This is a genomic window from Floccifex sp., from assembly GCF_051873495.1.
In the GTDB taxonomy this organism is placed as follows: domain Bacteria; phylum Bacillota_I; class Bacilli_A; order Erysipelotrichales; family Erysipelotrichaceae; genus Floccifex.
Genome location: NZ_JBJEEX010000027.1, coordinates 1 through 14,908 on the forward strand (window position 1 = coordinate 1; position 14,908 = coordinate 14,908).

At 32.3% G+C, this 14,908-nt stretch carries 15 protein-coding genes and 1 riboswitch; of the genes, 12 read left to right on the forward strand and 3 right to left on the reverse strand.

The window, feature by feature from the left end; genetic code table 11:
- Positions 1 to 58: 58 nt before the first annotated feature.
- Positions 59 to 682 carry a formate/nitrite transporter family protein gene (locus ACI313_RS01675; protein ID WP_320608550.1) on the reverse strand — a complete coding sequence of 208 codons (624 nt, stop codon included), beginning with the start codon at positions 680 to 682 and terminating at the stop codon, positions 59 to 61.
- Positions 683 to 690: 8 nt separating this feature from the next.
- Positions 691 to 771: riboswitch (ZMP/ZTP riboswitch) on the reverse strand.
- Positions 772 to 866: 95 nt separating this feature from the next.
- On the opposite strand from ACI313_RS01675, the gene ACI313_RS01680 reads away from it, so the two are divergent.
- The 8 genes from ACI313_RS01680 (at position 867) to ACI313_RS01715 (ending at position 9,418) form a co-directional block, all read left to right on the forward strand.
- Complete coding sequence (locus ACI313_RS01680; protein ID WP_320608551.1) at positions 867 to 2,660, forward strand: glycogen synthase; 1,794 nt, start codon at positions 867 to 869, stop codon at positions 2,658 to 2,660.
- 36 nt (positions 2,661 to 2,696) lie between these two features.
- Positions 2,697 to 3,506 carry a protein phosphatase 2C domain-containing protein gene (locus ACI313_RS01685; RefSeq protein ID WP_439755132.1) on the forward strand — a complete coding sequence of 270 codons (810 nt, stop codon included), beginning with the start codon at positions 2,697 to 2,699 and terminating at the stop codon, positions 3,504 to 3,506.
- A 35-nt stretch (positions 3,507 to 3,541) separates the two neighbouring features.
- Positions 3,542 to 4,189 (forward strand): hypothetical protein, encoded by a 648-nt coding sequence (locus ACI313_RS01690; protein WP_439755133.1) that lies wholly within the window; start codon positions 3,542 to 3,544, stop codon positions 4,187 to 4,189.
- Positions 4,189 to 4,986 (forward strand): HAD family hydrolase, encoded by a 798-nt coding sequence (locus tag ACI313_RS01695; RefSeq protein WP_320608554.1) that lies wholly within the window; start codon positions 4,189 to 4,191, stop codon positions 4,984 to 4,986. The genes ACI313_RS01690 and ACI313_RS01695 overlap by 1 nt, the downstream gene beginning before the upstream one ends.
- Before the next feature lie 75 nt (positions 4,987 to 5,061).
- Positions 5,062 to 5,877: a transketolase gene (locus ACI313_RS01700; protein WP_320608555.1), complete on the forward strand. Its 816-nt coding sequence runs from the start codon at positions 5,062 to 5,064 to the stop codon at positions 5,875 to 5,877.
- Positions 5,877 to 6,791 (forward strand): transketolase family protein, encoded by a 915-nt coding sequence (locus tag ACI313_RS01705; RefSeq protein WP_320608556.1) that lies wholly within the window; start codon positions 5,877 to 5,879, stop codon positions 6,789 to 6,791. The genes ACI313_RS01700 and ACI313_RS01705 overlap by 1 nt, the downstream gene beginning before the upstream one ends.
- Before the next feature lie 35 nt (positions 6,792 to 6,826).
- Positions 6,827 to 7,639, forward strand: a complete 813-nt coding sequence (locus ACI313_RS01710) for an alpha/beta hydrolase (RefSeq protein WP_439755134.1) — start codon at positions 6,827 to 6,829, stop codon at positions 7,637 to 7,639.
- A gap of 102 nt (positions 7,640 to 7,741) precedes the next feature.
- The gene (locus ACI313_RS01715) at positions 7,742 to 9,418 is read left to right on the forward strand and encodes a carbon starvation CstA family protein (RefSeq protein ID WP_439755135.1); all 1,677 of its coding nucleotides are present in this window, start codon (positions 7,742 to 7,744) and stop codon (positions 9,416 to 9,418) included.
- A gap of 33 nt (positions 9,419 to 9,451) precedes the next feature.
- Here the strand turns inward: ACI313_RS01715 and ACI313_RS01720 are convergent, their stop codons facing one another.
- On the reverse strand, positions 9,452 to 10,861 hold the full coding sequence (locus tag ACI313_RS01720; RefSeq protein ID WP_439755136.1) for a C69 family dipeptidase: 1,410 nt from the start codon (positions 10,859 to 10,861) through the stop codon (positions 9,452 to 9,454).
- A gap of 37 nt (positions 10,862 to 10,898) precedes the next feature.
- A complete protein-coding gene (locus tag ACI313_RS01725) occupies positions 10,899 to 11,720 on the reverse strand; it encodes a Cof-type HAD-IIB family hydrolase (protein WP_439755137.1) in 822 nt (273 codons plus the stop codon).
- Positions 11,721 to 11,872: 152 nt separating this feature from the next.
- Between ACI313_RS01725 and ACI313_RS01730 the strand changes: the two genes are divergently transcribed.
- From ACI313_RS01730 to ACI313_RS01745, 4 genes are all read left to right on the forward strand, one after another.
- Positions 11,873 to 13,072: a peptidoglycan bridge formation glycyltransferase FemA/FemB family protein gene (locus ACI313_RS01730; protein WP_439755138.1), complete on the forward strand. Its 1,200-nt coding sequence runs from the start codon at positions 11,873 to 11,875 to the stop codon at positions 13,070 to 13,072.
- Positions 13,073 to 13,178: 106 nt separating this feature from the next.
- The gene (locus ACI313_RS01735) at positions 13,179 to 14,219 is read left to right on the forward strand and encodes a hypothetical protein (protein WP_320608562.1); all 1,041 of its coding nucleotides are present in this window, start codon (positions 13,179 to 13,181) and stop codon (positions 14,217 to 14,219) included.
- Positions 14,220 to 14,258: 39 nt separating this feature from the next.
- Positions 14,259 to 14,438, forward strand: coding sequence for a DpnD/PcfM family protein (locus tag ACI313_RS01740; RefSeq protein WP_320608563.1), 180 nt, complete (start codon positions 14,259 to 14,261; stop codon positions 14,436 to 14,438).
- A 206-nt stretch (positions 14,439 to 14,644) separates the two neighbouring features.
- Positions 14,645 to 14,908, forward strand: a 264-nt coding sequence (locus ACI313_RS01745) for a hypothetical protein (RefSeq protein WP_439755139.1), incomplete at its 3' end; no start/stop codon positions are given.

Consider the following 14,908-nt stretch of genomic DNA (forward strand, 5'->3'; position numbering starts at 1 on the left):
CAATAATATCAGAATTTAAAAAGACTGTCGACCACTTTGTCAACAGTCTGAAAGGAGATCAGTCGATCTCCTTGATTTTTTTAGTTATGGGAATTAGAAAAGCTCCTAAGGCATTTCCTAATGTGATAATTAAAATATCAATGAATGATGTTAAACACCAGGCATCTGCTAATGAAAAGTAGAACATATCGGCAATGCAGTGTTCAAATCCACATAAAATAAAAGTCGCAACACAGATAAATAAAATTAAAGGATTTTTACATTTTTTATAGCCGTCCACAGCAATAAACATCAATAAACCACAAAAGAAACCTAAAATAAGTAAACTAACAAGTGAGTCATTCATTTTTGTTTCACACATCTTGGTAATGTTTTCAACTACATATAAACGCGTATGATTAATTAAAAACGCACATATCCAAGTTCCTATAAAGTTTCCTATCCAAATTAAAACTAAATCCAAATAATTTTTTTGATCAAAAACATAGCCAATTTTACCAGTGAATAAATTAAGTCCATGAATACAAATGGCATACAATCCTACTGCAAAAAATAAAGCACCCAATACTTTAAATAAAACAGAAATAGATGAATACATGTCGAGTGTTAAATAAATGGTACCACCAATACCAATGGCGATTCCGGCAATCACGGCAAGCAAAAACGTTTTCAAATTTTTCATTGTTCCTCCTACTTAGCCCAGACGGTCGGCTCTTTTTAAAATCATAGTTCATGTAGTCGTTTCTACTTCCGTCAGTCGTATGATGATTTCATTATATAAAGGTAAAATTTAAAAGGCAATGTTTTTATTTATTGATAAAAGATGTAAAATAGTAATGAAGCTATTACTTTATGGAGGTATTAAGATGGCTGCAAAAAAGACAAAAGCATATGCAAAGAAAACAACAAAGAAAGCTACGACAAAGAAAAGTAGTGCAACTAAAAAAACAGCACCTAAGACAAATCCAGTTGTAGAAGAAAAAGTAACTCCAGTACAAGAAGTTGAAACAGTAAAAGTTGAACCTGTTAAAGAAGAACCAGTTCAAGAGAAACCAGTAGAAAAAGTGGTTGAAACTGCACCTGTAGAAGAAACAGTGAAAGAAGAAGCGGTTGAAGAAACTAAACCGGTGGAAGAAAAAACAGTTGAAAAAGCTGAACCTGTTAAAGAAGAAAGACAACAAGTGGAAGCAGAACCTTATGTTCCACAATATCGTAAGAAAATTGCCTTTATTGGATCAGAGTGTTATCCGTTTGTGAAAACAGGAGGATTAGGAGATGTAATGTATGCTCTTCCTAAGGCGTTGGCTAAATTAGGATATGATGTGCGTGTATTAGTTCCTAATTATAAATGCATTCCTTGGTCTCAGAAACAAAAGATGGTTTATCGTGGTTCATTCTATATGGATTTATGTTCCGATGGACGTTCTTTCTATGTAGGAATCATGGAACACATTTGTGATGGCGTAACATATGATTTTATCGATAATGAAGAATTCTTCTCAAATGGAAATCCATATACAAGTATTGTAGGAGACATTCCTAAATTCTGTTATTTCTCTAAAGCTAGTTTAGCGGCTTTAAACTTTATGGGATGGATTCCAGATGTGATTCACTGCCATGATTGGCAAGCAGCTTTAGTTCCTGCTTTTGTGAAAACAATGTTTGCACCTACACCAGTAGGAAGAGCTAAAACCGTATTGACTATTCATAATTTACGATTCCAAGGAATCTATAATGTTTCTACTATTAAATATTGGACAAATCTTCCTGATTACACATTTGCCCGTGATGCCATGGGACAAGGAAGAGAAGATGCGAATATGTTAAAGGGTGGAATTAAATATGCGGATTGTGTTACAACGGTAAGTAATACATATGCTGGTGAAATTCAAAGCGCTGAATATGGTGAAAAACTAGAAGGGCATCTACAATATCATTCTTATAAATTAAGAGGAATTGTGAATGGAATTGACACAGATATTTGGAATCCAGATACAGATTCTATGATCGCATCGAACTACAATATTACGAATGTTGTTTCTCGTAAAGTAGGAAATAAATACGCTTTACAAGAAGAATTAGGAATGGATCGAGCTCCTGGTAAATTTGTGATTGGATTAATTTCTCGTTTGACAGATCAAAAAGGATTGGATTTAATTACTCAAATCTTTGATCAAATTATGGATGATTTTACACAAGTTGTGATTTTAGGAACAGGAGATAAACAATACGAAGACACATTCCGTTATTTTGAACACAAATATAAAGGAAATGTATCTTCAAGCATTATGTACGATGAAGCTCGTTCTCATAAAATCTATGCCGGAGTGGATGCGTTATTGGTTCCTTCTCGTTTTGAACCATGTGGTTTAACACAATTAATTGCGATGCGCTATGGAACCATTCCAATTGTTCGTGAAACAGGTGGATTAAAAGATACAGTAGAACCATTTAATGATTATGCCAAAACTGGAAATGGATTTACTTTTGATCGATATGATGCTGGTTTATTACTACAAGCAATTAATAATGCCAAAACATTGTATTTCAATAATCGCTGGTGCTGGGATGAAATGGTACAAAGAGACATGGCAAAAGATGTTTCTTGGGCAAATTCAGCTTGGAAGTATAAACAACTATATGAAGATTTAACACGATAGAGATTCATTTGAATCTCTATTTTTGAAAGGATATTTATGAACTGTATTTCATATTGTTTTAGTGATCGTATATTTAATGAAGACACTTTTTCTTTTTCAGATCATCATATTATGGTCTTAGATGGAGCCACTTCTTTAACTAAGAAAAATATTATGTCAGAAGATGATGCGGCATGGTTTGTACAACAATTGAAAAAAGAAATAGATAAACATATTTTAGAAGAACAATCACTTTCTACAATTGTCTATAATGCCTGTATGAAAATTAAAAGTCAGTACTACTATACACAAGACATTGATTATCCCAATGCATGTATTTCCTTATTTCGTTTTCAAGAAGATACATTGGAATACTTTGGATTAGGAGATAGCTTAGGAATTGTTGAAATGAAAGATGGAAGCATTGAATGTTTTGAAGATAAAATGATTAATGAATTAGATAATAATGTGATTGAGCATATGATTACATTATCAAAAGAAAAACAAATTCCTTTTCTTGAAACAAGACAAGAACAAGAAATTAAAGATCATTTACTTCAAAATCGAAAATGTCACAATCAATCTTATTTTATCTTAGATCCAACAGGAAAAGGAATCCGTCATGCTTGTATTAAACAATGGAAATTAGAAGAAATATCTCGTATTTGTTGTATGTCAGATGGTTTTTCACAAATCATGATGTATCCAGGTTTTTCTGATATTATTGATGTGTTAAATGAAATTGACAGAGATCATGGAAAAATAGAAAAACAACTATATTTTTTTCAGGAACAGGATCCAGATTGTATTTATTATCCGCGTTTGAAAAAAAGAGATGACACAACATATGTATATCTTAAATTCTAGGCGACATGGTCGCCTTTTTTGTTTATAATGAAGTTATGAAAAACAATGATAGTAAAAAAGATTCATTCATTCCCAATCCATATGACCCACTTAATGAACCATGGTATCAAATGCACTTTAGTGATGCTTTTCCAGATACCCCTGTTAATCGATGGTTTATTTGGAATGCGCTACATAATGTAGATGAACCAGAATTAGAAGTTGAACAAACGGAAGTAAGAAGAAAAAATCGTATAACGCTTGAACAAATGAAGGATAGTGCCATAGAAGCTTATCAAAATATGATTCGTCGTAAAGTAAGTGAACAGCGTTATTCGCGACAAGCTTTAATTGAAATGGGAGCTATTACACGGTTTGATTACGATTTTACGGGTAAATTAATTGATGGAGCTGGTATTGATTTTCGATGGCAGTGTACTTTAAGAATGATGGAATTGGTAAAAAAAGGTTTGTCTAAAGATGAAATTAAGGAAAAGTTAAAAGAAGAAAAATATGAAATTGAGGATATTTCATATGCTTTAAGATATTATGACAAACATAGAGATGCTTTAATTCAAGCGATTGTTTATTTAGAAGACGTGGTTTCCTTAGATGAATTAATTGATTTATTAATTCATGATGGATTTGAAGAAGAGGATATTCAATTTGTTTGTTTAACATTAGATGTAGACTGGGAGGAATAATGGAAAATGTAAAATTAGTTGTGAGTGATATTGATGGAACATTAATTGATTCTCATTTAGAATGTCCTAAAAGAAATGTAGAAGGAATTGATTATATTCGCTCACAAGGAATTCCATTTGCGATTGCGACAGGGCGTCCTTTTAAAATGGTGGAAAAGAATTTAAAACAATGGGATTTAGAGAATCGTTGTGATTATTTTGTTTGTAACAATGGTGCAACGGTAATTGACTATAAAACGAAGAAAGAGTTTAATCAGAATTGTCTTTCCAAAGAAACGCTTCATATGATTTATGATTTGTTTCATGATTTAGAGGCTTCTATTTGTGTGTATGAAGGAGATACTTTAGTAACAGATAAAATTACGGAAGCCTATGAATATCGATGCAAAGTAGCTCATATTCATAAAAAACAAGTGGATTTTAAAGAATATGTACAAACGGATTATCCAAAAATGTTGATTGTATCAAGTAATGAAGTACAAAAAGAAATAATAAAACGATTTGAACAAATAAAACCAGATTCTTATCGTATGTTTGCGAGTTCTTCTATTTTAACAGAAGTAGTAAATCCCAATTTAAGTAAGGTTGCTGGCATTGATGTTTTGTGTAAACAATTACATATTAAAAGGGAAAACGTTCTTTGTTTTGGAGATGAAATGAATGACTATGAAATGTTGTCACATTTTGTTGGTGTTGCCATGGAAAATGCGGTGCAAAATGTAAAAGAAGTGTGCAAATTTGAGACAAAATCATGTGATGATGGTGGAGTTGGTGAATTTTTATTGACAACTTTGTGAAATTTTGTGCAATTAGTGAAAAATGTGCAAAAAGTTGTTATAATGGTTAGGCAAAAAAAGGAGACGGAAAACATTATGGAAAACAAAGAATTGTCTTATCATGCCAAGAATATTCGTAAGAATATTTTAAAACAAGTGTATCAAGCACAAAGTGGGCATCCAGGTGGTAGTTTAGGTGCTGCTGACATTATAACAATGTTATATTTTGAAGAAATGAATATTAATGCAGAAAATTTAGATACAATTAATCGTGATCGATTTGTCTTAAGTAAAGGACATGCAAGTCCTTGTTTATATGCTGCATTAGCGGAAAAAGGATTTATGCCAGAAGAAGAATTATTGACTTTCAGAGCCATTAATTCTAAATTACAAGGACACCCTAATATGAATTATGTAAAAGGTGTTGATATGTCAACAGGTTCTTTAGGACAAGGTGTTTCTTGTGCTGTTGGTATGGCTCTTGCTAATAAGTTAGATAAAAACGATTATCGTGTTTATGCTTTATTGGGAGATGGAGAATGCCAAGAAGGACAAGTATGGGAAGCTACTATGTCGGCTGCTCATTATAAATTAGATAATTTATGTATTATCGTGGATGCGAATAATTTACAAATTGATGGACATGTTAGCGATGTTATGAATGTTTATCCGTTAGATGATAAATTTAAAGCATTTAATTGTCATACAATTTGTGTTGATGGACATAATTTTGATGAATTACGTTCTGCTTTTAAAGAAGCACGTGAAGTAAAAGGAAAACCAACCGTAATTATTGCGAAAACAGTAAAAGGAAAAGGTGTTTCTTTCATGGAAGATCAAGCTGGTTGGCATGGTGTTGCGCCTAATGAACAACAATACCATGATGCAATTAAAGAATTGGAGGCAGAATAATGGCAAAAATCGCAACTCGTATCGCCTATGGTGATGCATTAAAAGAATTGTTACAAGAAAATCCAAATATTGTTGTATTAGATGCAGACTTAGCTGGTTCAACAAAAAGTGGAGAAGCAAAAAAAGTAGATCCTTCTCGTCATTTTGATATGGGAATTGCAGAAGGAAATATGATGAGTGTTGCAGCTGGGCTTGCGGCAAGTGGGAAAATTGCTTTTGCGTCAAGTTTTGCAATGTTTGCCACAGGTCGTGCTTATGAACAAATTCGTAACAGCATTGGATATACAAACTTAAATGTTAAAGTTTGTGCTTCTCATGCTGGTATCAGTGTTGGAGAAGATGGAGCAAGTCATCAATGTATTGAAGACATTAGCTTAATGCGCGGGATTCCAGGAATGAAAGTGATTGTTCCTTGTGATTATAATGAAGCTAAACAAGCAGTTAAAGCTGTTGCGTATACAGATGGTCCATGTTATGTAAGATTAGGTCGTTCGGGTGTAGAAACCGTAACAAGTGATGATTATAAATTTGAATTAGGTAAAGGGGTTGTCTTGAAAGAAGGGTCAAAGGTTGCTTTAGTTGCCACTGGTTTAATGGTACAAGAAGCATTAGAAGCTTATGATAAAATGGAAGTGAAACCAACTGTTGTTAATATGCATACAATTAAACCAATTGATGCGGATTTAATTAAACAATTGGCAGCTAACCATGATACAATAGTAACATGTGAAGAACATTCTATTATTGGTGGATTGGGGTCAGCTGTAGCTGAAGTTTTAGCTGAAGCAGGTACACCTTGTAAATTGGTTCGTGTTGGTATTCAAGATACATTTGGTGAAAGTGGAAAACCAAATGAATTGTTTGAAAAATATCATATTGATGCCGATGCGATTGTTCAAGCTGCAAGCAAATAGAGTGGAAATTTCCACTCTTTTTTTTAGGAGGAAAAATGGCACATTTAACTTGTAATTTTTATTCAAAAGCATTAATGAGAACCGTAAACATTGAAGTGATTTTACCTACGGATAAACAATCCAATGGTATAGACAAACAATATAAAACTTTGTATTTACTACATGGTATTTTTGGTTCAGAAAGTGATTGGATACATGGAACGCGTATTGAAACATGGGCACAAGATAAGAATTTAGTAGTGGTAATGCCGAGTGGAGAAAATAAATTTTATGTAGACAATCCTAAATCCAATGAATATTATTCAAAGTTTATTGGAGAAGAGTTAGTAGAATTTACGCGTAAATCATTTCCTTTATCTCATAAAAGAGAAGACACTTTTATTGGTGGTTTATCAATGGGTGGATATGGAGCAATGGTCAATGGTTTAAAGTATCATGATACATTTGGAGCAATTATTGTACTTTCAAGTGCATTTATCTTAGATTTAATTGTTCGTTCAAGTGATAAGGCAGAAAATCCTCTTCATAGAAAGTCTTATTATGAATCGGTGTTTGGTGATTTAGATCAACTAAAAGGAAGCGATAAAGACTATGAAGCACTTCTTTCTAAATTAGACGTTGAACAAGTTCCTGATATTTATATGGCATGTGGAACAGAAGATCGCTTGTTGTATAAATTTAATGAACAATTCCATGAGTTATTAGAAGAAAAAGGTGTGAAACATAAATTTGTATCAGGTCCAGGTGGACATGAATGGAATTTCTGGGATCGTTATATAAAACGTGCTCTTGATTGGTTGCCTTTGGATTTAGAGGTCAAAGAACAGAGTAGTGGAAATGTTATGTAAGTAGTTTCAAAAAATGAAACTACTTTTTTATTTTTTCATAAAAACTATTGAAATTTTCATATATTAGAGTACACTAACTACAAGAGAGAAAGAAGGTTTTTTATGAATGGTTTAACAATTATGCTTATAGCCATTGTGGTATTAGTAGCAGCATATTTACTATATGGACGATGGCTAGCCAAAACTTGGGGAATTGATGAAAAAGCGAAAACCCCAGCTTATGAATTAGAAGACGGTGTAGATTATGTTCCGGCGGATCGTGGTGTTGTATTTGGACATCAATTTGCTTCCATTGCAGGAGCTGGACCTATTAATGGACCGATTCAAGCAGCTATTTTTGGATGGGTTCCCGTATTATTGTGGTGTTTATTAGGTGGTGTATTCTTTGGTGCTGTTCAAGATTTCAGTGCTATGTACGCATCTGTAAAAAATAAAGGACATTCAATTGGTGTCATTATTGAATTATATATTGGAAAAGTCGGAAAGAAATTATTTTTATTGTTCTGTTGGTTATTCTCTATTTTAGTTGTTGCTGCGTTTGCGGATATCGTTGCAGGAACATTTAATGGGTTAGCTGAGGATGGTAGTCATATTGCTGCCAATGGTTCAGTCGCTACAACGAGTATTTTGTTTATCTTAGCGGCTATTGCTCTTGGTTTCTTCTTGAAAAATACAAAGTTTTCAAAAACAGTAAATACAGCAGTAGCCATTGGTTTATTGGTATTGTGTATTGCGATTGGATTAGCTGTACCTGTTTATCAATCAACTGGGTTCTGGCATTTATTTGTATTTGTGTATATTTTTATTGCTTCAATTGTTCCAGTATGGGCTCTATTACAACCACGTGATTATTTAAATAGTTATTTATTAATTATTATGATTGTAGCAGCTATTGTAGGAATTATTGCTTATAATCCAGAAATGAATTTACCAACATTTACTTTCTTTAATGTAAATGGTTCATACTTATTCCCTACTTTATTTGTTACGATTGCTTGTGGTGCTATTTCTGGGTTCCATTCTCTTGTGTCATCAGGAACAGCAAGTAAACAAATTAAAAATGAAAAAGACATGTTACCTGTTAGTTTTGGAGCTATGTTGATGGAGAGTATGTTAGCGATTATTTCATTGGTTTGTGTTGGATTCTTAGCATCAGGAGCTAGTTTACCAGCTGGAACACCTCCACAAATTTTTGCTTCTGCCATCGCAACGTTCTTAACTAAATTAGGAATTCCAGTTAAGGTTTCTTCTACATTAATTTTATTGGCGGTTTCCGCTTTTGGATTAACTTCATTGGATAGTGTAGCTCGTGTTGGTCGTTTATCTTTCCAAGAATTTTTCTTAGATTCAGATACAGATATGGAACATTTAACACCAATTCAAAAGATTGGATCAAATAAATATGTTGCGACTTTCTCTACTCTAATTTTGGCTTTCATTTTAGCTAAAATGGGATATGCGAATATTTGGCCTTTATTTGGTTCTGCCAATCAATTATTAGGAGCTCTTTCATTGATTGCATGTGCAGTATTCTTAAAACATACACATCGTAAAGGATGGATGTTATGGGTTCCAATGGTATGTATGTTAGCTATTACGTTTACAGCTTTAACATTGAAGATTGTTGGTTTATCTACAGCCATCATGGCAGGAACATCCGCAAGTGTATTTGGAGATGGTCTTCAACTAGTCTTTGCGATTTTATTGTTTGCCTTAGGTGTTGTAGTTGCCATCATGGGTATTCGAAAGTTATTTGAAAAAGAACCACAACAAGCATAAAAAAAAGTTCACTTCATACGAAGTGAATTTTTTTTAATCGCTTAAAGAAAATTTATTTTTCATATTATTGCTTCGAATGAATAGAACTTTATCAAGAACATCATATGTGAGTTCTTGTACTTGTTTGGCAATTTCTTCATTGGCTTCAACTAACATATGTAAATCTTTTGTTTCCATGAATTTTTCATCATATTGATTAATGATATGATGACCAATGCTGGCAACTTTTTCTTGATATCGTTCAATAATCGCATTCGTTTCATTGAATTCTGGATCAGCTAAAGCAGCAATGATTCGACTTGTCCAATACAAAGAGTTTGTTGAAGCGTGTGATTCACATGTTGAATAGAATGCAGGAACTTCATTCACATTTCCATAGAAAGGAATGAAGGCATTATATACATTAGATGCGAAACAAATCCATTCAACGGCTTGAATTTGTTTTGGAACATATGGACGAAGTTGAACACAAGATAAGAAGTTATTTCGATTGATTCCAATGGTTCTAAAACAATTCATTTTATCTTTATTTCCATGTTTTAAATATGGATCGTATTCGGTTCCTTGATAATGAGACGATAAAATATATTTCACGTCTTCCACTGTTATTTTTTTATTTGGTTTATAACACCAAGGAAGGTTATCATCCAATGGTTGAATATCTAATTCAGGATTGAAGTACTTTAACATATACCATGCTCTAGGTGTGTTATATACATGATCAGCATCACTATGAGATCCAAAAGTGCTACGAGGATCAAAGTTTCCGTCCATTGATAAATTTAAGTGATTCTTCACCACAAATTCTTTTAAATCAGAAGAACACATATAATTTTCTTGTTTACCATAAGCATCTTCAAAATCAAAGTAATCAATTCCTAACTGATTTGGCATCACTACATAACAATCATCTGGAACACGTCTTGCCATCCAATGGTGTCCTCCAATGGTTTCAAACCACCATATTTCATTCACATCACTAAACGCAATTCCATTCATTTCATAAGTTCCATAGGTTTCATGAAGCATTCCTAAACGAATTACACCTTCTCTTGCATTGTGGATATAAGGAAGCGTTAAAGTGACTAAGTCTTCTTCACCAATTCCATTTTCAACTAAAGGATCAGCACCTAAAACTAAGGGATTGCTTGTTAGGGTTTCAGTAGCCGTCATAGAAATATTTTCTTCGTTTACCCCAGCTGCAGCCCAAATTCCTTGGATTCCATCTCCACTTGGAACAGAAGTATATCGCATAGGATTATCAGGTAAATCAATTTCTACTTTTGATATAACCGATTTATAGTGTCGTGGTTGTTGTTCAGGAGTGACAACCCATAATTTCTTTGTTTCAAACTGTCCTGCACAGCTGTCTTCATTACGAGCTATCATTGTCGAACCATCATAACTCGCATTTTTTCCAACTAATAAAGTTGTACATGCCATGTTTATCACCTCTTGGTGCTATTATACGCTTATTCATTCATTTATAAAACTTTTCTAATGCATAGGCAATTCCATCTTCATCATTTGATTTCGTGATGAAGTCGGCAATTGCCTTAGTTTCATCAGTGGCATTGGCCATCGCTACACCAATCCCTGCATAGGAAAGCATTGAAATGTCGTTTTGGGCATCGCCAAAGGCAATCATTTCTTCTGGCTTGAACGGAAATGATTCTTGAATGGCTTTGGCTTTATCGATTCCTTTATCGGTGTATTCAAAATAAAATGGAGCCGTAAACATACTGTTTAAAGTGTCTTTAAATGGTTCAGACATTTCAAGGTAGTGTTCTTTTAAATATTCTGGTTCACCATATGTAAGAATTTTATTAACCTCGAAATCAACGAATTCAGCTAAATCATCGACTTCACATAGTAGATACCCATTGGAACGAGATTCATATTGTAAGACATTAAATGTTTCAGGAACATGAATTTCATTTTTAAATACATCAGTAACATACATGTATTTTCCATTAGTAATAACAGGTTGAACATCAAATTGTTTTAAATGATTTAAAATAGCTTTGATGGTTTGTATATTCATTGTCTGATTAAATAAAACTTCATTGGTTTGACAATTCATAACTTTTCCACCATTGAAACAAACAAATAAACCATTATGGTGAATCATATCTAATTCTTTGGCATAGCGCATTAGACCATTATCGGTTCTTCCTGAACATAGAGCTAATGTGATTCCTTGTTCTTGGGCTTTTAATAGTGCTTCTTTTGTTCTAGGGGAAATTTCTTTTTTTGAATTGGTAAGTGTTCCGTCAATATCAAGTAAAATAACTTTAATCATATTTTTTCTCCTTTAGATTATTATATAAGTAACATAGTTATAATTAAATTATAATTAAAAAATAATAATCTTAATATTTGTATCAATATGTAATAATTAACAACAATCATATTCTTTTTCTGTGATATAATCGATGCATTGGAGAGAGATATATGTTTGAATTTAAAATTAATATAGATGAAAAAGAACATGATCAATTTGTACGTGAATCAAAATATTGTAACTTACTACAATCATCTTCATGGGCTTCAATTAAACAAAATTGGAAACATGAAATTGTGGGGGTCTATGAAGATTCACGTTTAGTGGCTTCGAGTTTAGTGTTGATAAAAGAACTTCCTTTGTCTTTCACCATGATGTATATTCCTCGAGGTCCTGTTATGGATTTTGAAAACGAAGAATTGGTTTCTTTTTATTTTAAAAACTTAAAGAAATGGGCTAAGAAACATCATTGTTTATTTATAAAAATGGATCCATCCATTCATTATTGTGATTATCATTTGGAAGATGAAAAGAAAGTATATCCTGAATCAGAAAAAATTATGAAGATACTTGAGAAAAATGGTTGTATTCATATGGGATTAACGGATGATTTTCATGCGACAATACAGCCTCGTATTCATATGGCAGTATATAAAAATGAATTTTCAGTGGATCAATTCACAAAAAAAGGAAAAAAGAATTTAAAGATTGCTTTGAAAAAACATTTAGAAATCAAAATGGGATCTTATGAATTATTAGATGATTTTTGTCGTGTTATGAATTGTACTTCCCAAAAGAAGGGGATATCCCTTCGTAATAAAGAGTATTTTAAATTGTTATTAGATACATATTCAGAAGATGCCTTTATTATGTTGGCTTATTTAGATTTAGAAAAAACATATAAAGAAAGTAAAACACGTTTTGACCAAGTTTTAAAAGATATTGCCTTGTGTCCAGCACACGCTAAGAAAAAAAGATTTCAGCTAGAAGAAACACTTGAATCATTGACACGAGAATGTGATGAATTAAAGAATTTTATGAGTCAATATGGTAATACTGTATGTGTTTGTGGGACTTTAACAGTTCAATTTGGAAAGACAAGTGAAATTCTTTATGCGGGTAGTGACAACCAATTTAGACGCTATATGGCTCCTTATTTAACTTGGACTAAAACAATGGAAGAATGTTTTAATAGAGAATGCGAATTTTCAAATATGGGAGGCGTAGAAGGAACTTTAAAAGGTGGATTAGCTGATTTTAAGGCTGTCTTCCATCCGGTAGTGAATGAATTTATTGGGGAATATGATATTCCAATTAGTCGTTTATTATATAGAATTAGTAAATTCTTCTATAAAAAACGAAAAGGATAATATAAATAATAACTTCAAATAATATTTACTTTGATTTTCAAAATAAATTATTGATAAATCAAATTCCTTGTTTTACTATTAAAATATAAAACCTTAGGAGGAACTAATGGAAAAGTATAAAGTAATTATTTGGGGTTTAGGAATGGTTGGGAAATCCGCTTTAAAAATTATTAATGAAAGAAAACAATTAGAATTAGTGGGTGCCATTGACATTGATCCTAAAAAAGTAGGACAAGATGCCGGTCTTGTACTTGGACTAGAACAAACAGGAGTAATTGTCAGTGATGACATTGAAGCTGTTTTATCAATGGAAGCCGATGTTGTGATGTATTATTGTCCAACAAAATGGGATGAAGGAAATATTTCACGTACAGGTGTTACAGGAAATGTGGATGATATTTGTTTAGCTTTAGCACATAAAAAGAATGTATTAACAACATTACCTGTTTTCTATTCTAAAGTAAATGCACCAGCTTATTATGAAAGAATTGATCGTATTGCCAAGGAAAATGGAGTAACATTTACACAACAAGGAATTTATCCAGGTTTATATACCCCTTATTTACCAACGGTATTGGGTATGTTAAATCGTGAAATTGATTCGGTAATTGTTCATGGTGGAGAAAACGATGATCATAATAAAGCACCTTGGGCTTTTATCTTTGGATTTGGAAAAGAACCGGGAAATGTGAATATTGATGCGGTTGCTAACATTGTTTATACATACTATGCACCTACAGTAGTGGAAATTGCAGAACGACTTGGTCTTGAATACGATGAATTTGTATGTGAAAGTGAAGTTATTTTAGCGGATGTAGAAGCAAATACACAATTTGGTGTGATTAAACCAGGAACCATTGGAGCTCATATGTTGTTGATGAGTTGTAAAAAGAATGGAAAAGAAGTGACAGGTTTCCACTTTATTCATAAGGCAACCGATGAAATCTTAAAAGATTATCCAATTGAACAAAGAATTGAAATTAAAGGAAGACCGAATGTAAATGTTAAGATTGATGGATTATTTGATTCTGAAGAACCATTCTTAACAAGTGCATCACCGAATATAAATTTAATCGCATCGGTTGTAAAAGCTGAACCAGGTTATAAAGATGCATTAGATATTCCATTGGGATATTTACCAAGATAGATGGACGTTAGTTCATCTATTTTTTAGAAAGGGATTAAAATGAGTTTATATGAAGTAGAGTTTACAGAAACGCTTCAAAAAACAATTGAAGTAGAAGCAGAAGATGAATATGAAGCGTATCTTATCGCAAAGAGAATGTATCGCAAAGCTGAAGTTATTTTAATGGCTGAGGATTATATTGATACTGAAATTGATGTGAGATTAAAAAGTCTGGGGTAAAATCCAGATTTTTTTAATAATAAAAGAATTATAAAAAATAAAGAATTTTTTAAGAAAGTTTATATATACTTATCTAAATAATAAGGAGAAATGTATGTATACAAATTATTGGATTATAACTGGTTGTGCTTTAATTGGTTTTGGGATTAGTTTATTTTTATATAAAATACATGGATAAAATCAAAAAATATTTGGGGGTACTGAATATGAAAAAGAAGACATTTTTGATAGTTTTAATAATGATTCTTTTTGTCATTGGCGTACAAAGAAAATATACTTATGTTTTTACTAATAATTCTAACGTACAAATTCAACCTTTATTTGAAATAGTGGAAGTAAACAGTAATTGTGATACTAGTGTTGTATTTACTGATGTTGAAACAGGTAAAACCTATATGATTGGCTATATTACTCCTGGTATGTCTGATACAATCAAATTAGAAAAAGATAAATGGTATAGCGTTGAAGCA

Bases quoted from the DNA above. Each gene is read 5' to 3' on its own strand.
- ACI313_RS01675 (WP_320608550.1), bottom strand. From the start codon at position 682: ATGAAAAATTTGAAAACGTTTTTGCTTGCCGTGATTGCCGGAATCGCC.
- ACI313_RS01680 (WP_320608551.1), top strand. From the start codon at position 867: ATGGCTGCAAAAAAGACAAAAGCATATGCAAAGAAAACAACAAAGAAA.
- ACI313_RS01685 (WP_439755132.1), top strand. From the start codon at position 2,697: ATGAACTGTATTTCATATTGTTTTAGTGATCGTATATTTAATGAAGAC.
- ACI313_RS01690 (WP_439755133.1), top strand. From the start codon at position 3,542: ATGAAAAACAATGATAGTAAAAAAGATTCATTCATTCCCAATCCATAT.
- ACI313_RS01695 (WP_320608554.1), top strand. From the start codon at position 4,189: ATGGAAAATGTAAAATTAGTTGTGAGTGATATTGATGGAACATTAATT.
- ACI313_RS01700 (WP_320608555.1), top strand. From the start codon at position 5,062: ATGGAAAACAAAGAATTGTCTTATCATGCCAAGAATATTCGTAAGAAT.
- ACI313_RS01705 (WP_320608556.1), top strand. From the start codon at position 5,877: ATGGCAAAAATCGCAACTCGTATCGCCTATGGTGATGCATTAAAAGAA.
- ACI313_RS01710 (WP_439755134.1), top strand. From the start codon at position 6,827: ATGGCACATTTAACTTGTAATTTTTATTCAAAAGCATTAATGAGAACC.
- ACI313_RS01715 (WP_439755135.1), top strand. From the start codon at position 7,742: ATGAATGGTTTAACAATTATGCTTATAGCCATTGTGGTATTAGTAGCA.
- ACI313_RS01720 (WP_439755136.1), bottom strand. From the start codon at position 10,861: ATGGCATGTACAACTTTATTAGTTGGAAAAAATGCGAGTTATGATGGT.
- ACI313_RS01725 (WP_439755137.1), bottom strand. From the start codon at position 11,720: ATGATTAAAGTTATTTTACTTGATATTGACGGAACACTTACCAATTCA.
- ACI313_RS01730 (WP_439755138.1), top strand. From the start codon at position 11,873: ATGTTTGAATTTAAAATTAATATAGATGAAAAAGAACATGATCAATTT.
- ACI313_RS01735 (WP_320608562.1), top strand. From the start codon at position 13,179: ATGGAAAAGTATAAAGTAATTATTTGGGGTTTAGGAATGGTTGGGAAA.
- ACI313_RS01740 (WP_320608563.1), top strand. From the start codon at position 14,259: ATGAGTTTATATGAAGTAGAGTTTACAGAAACGCTTCAAAAAACAATT.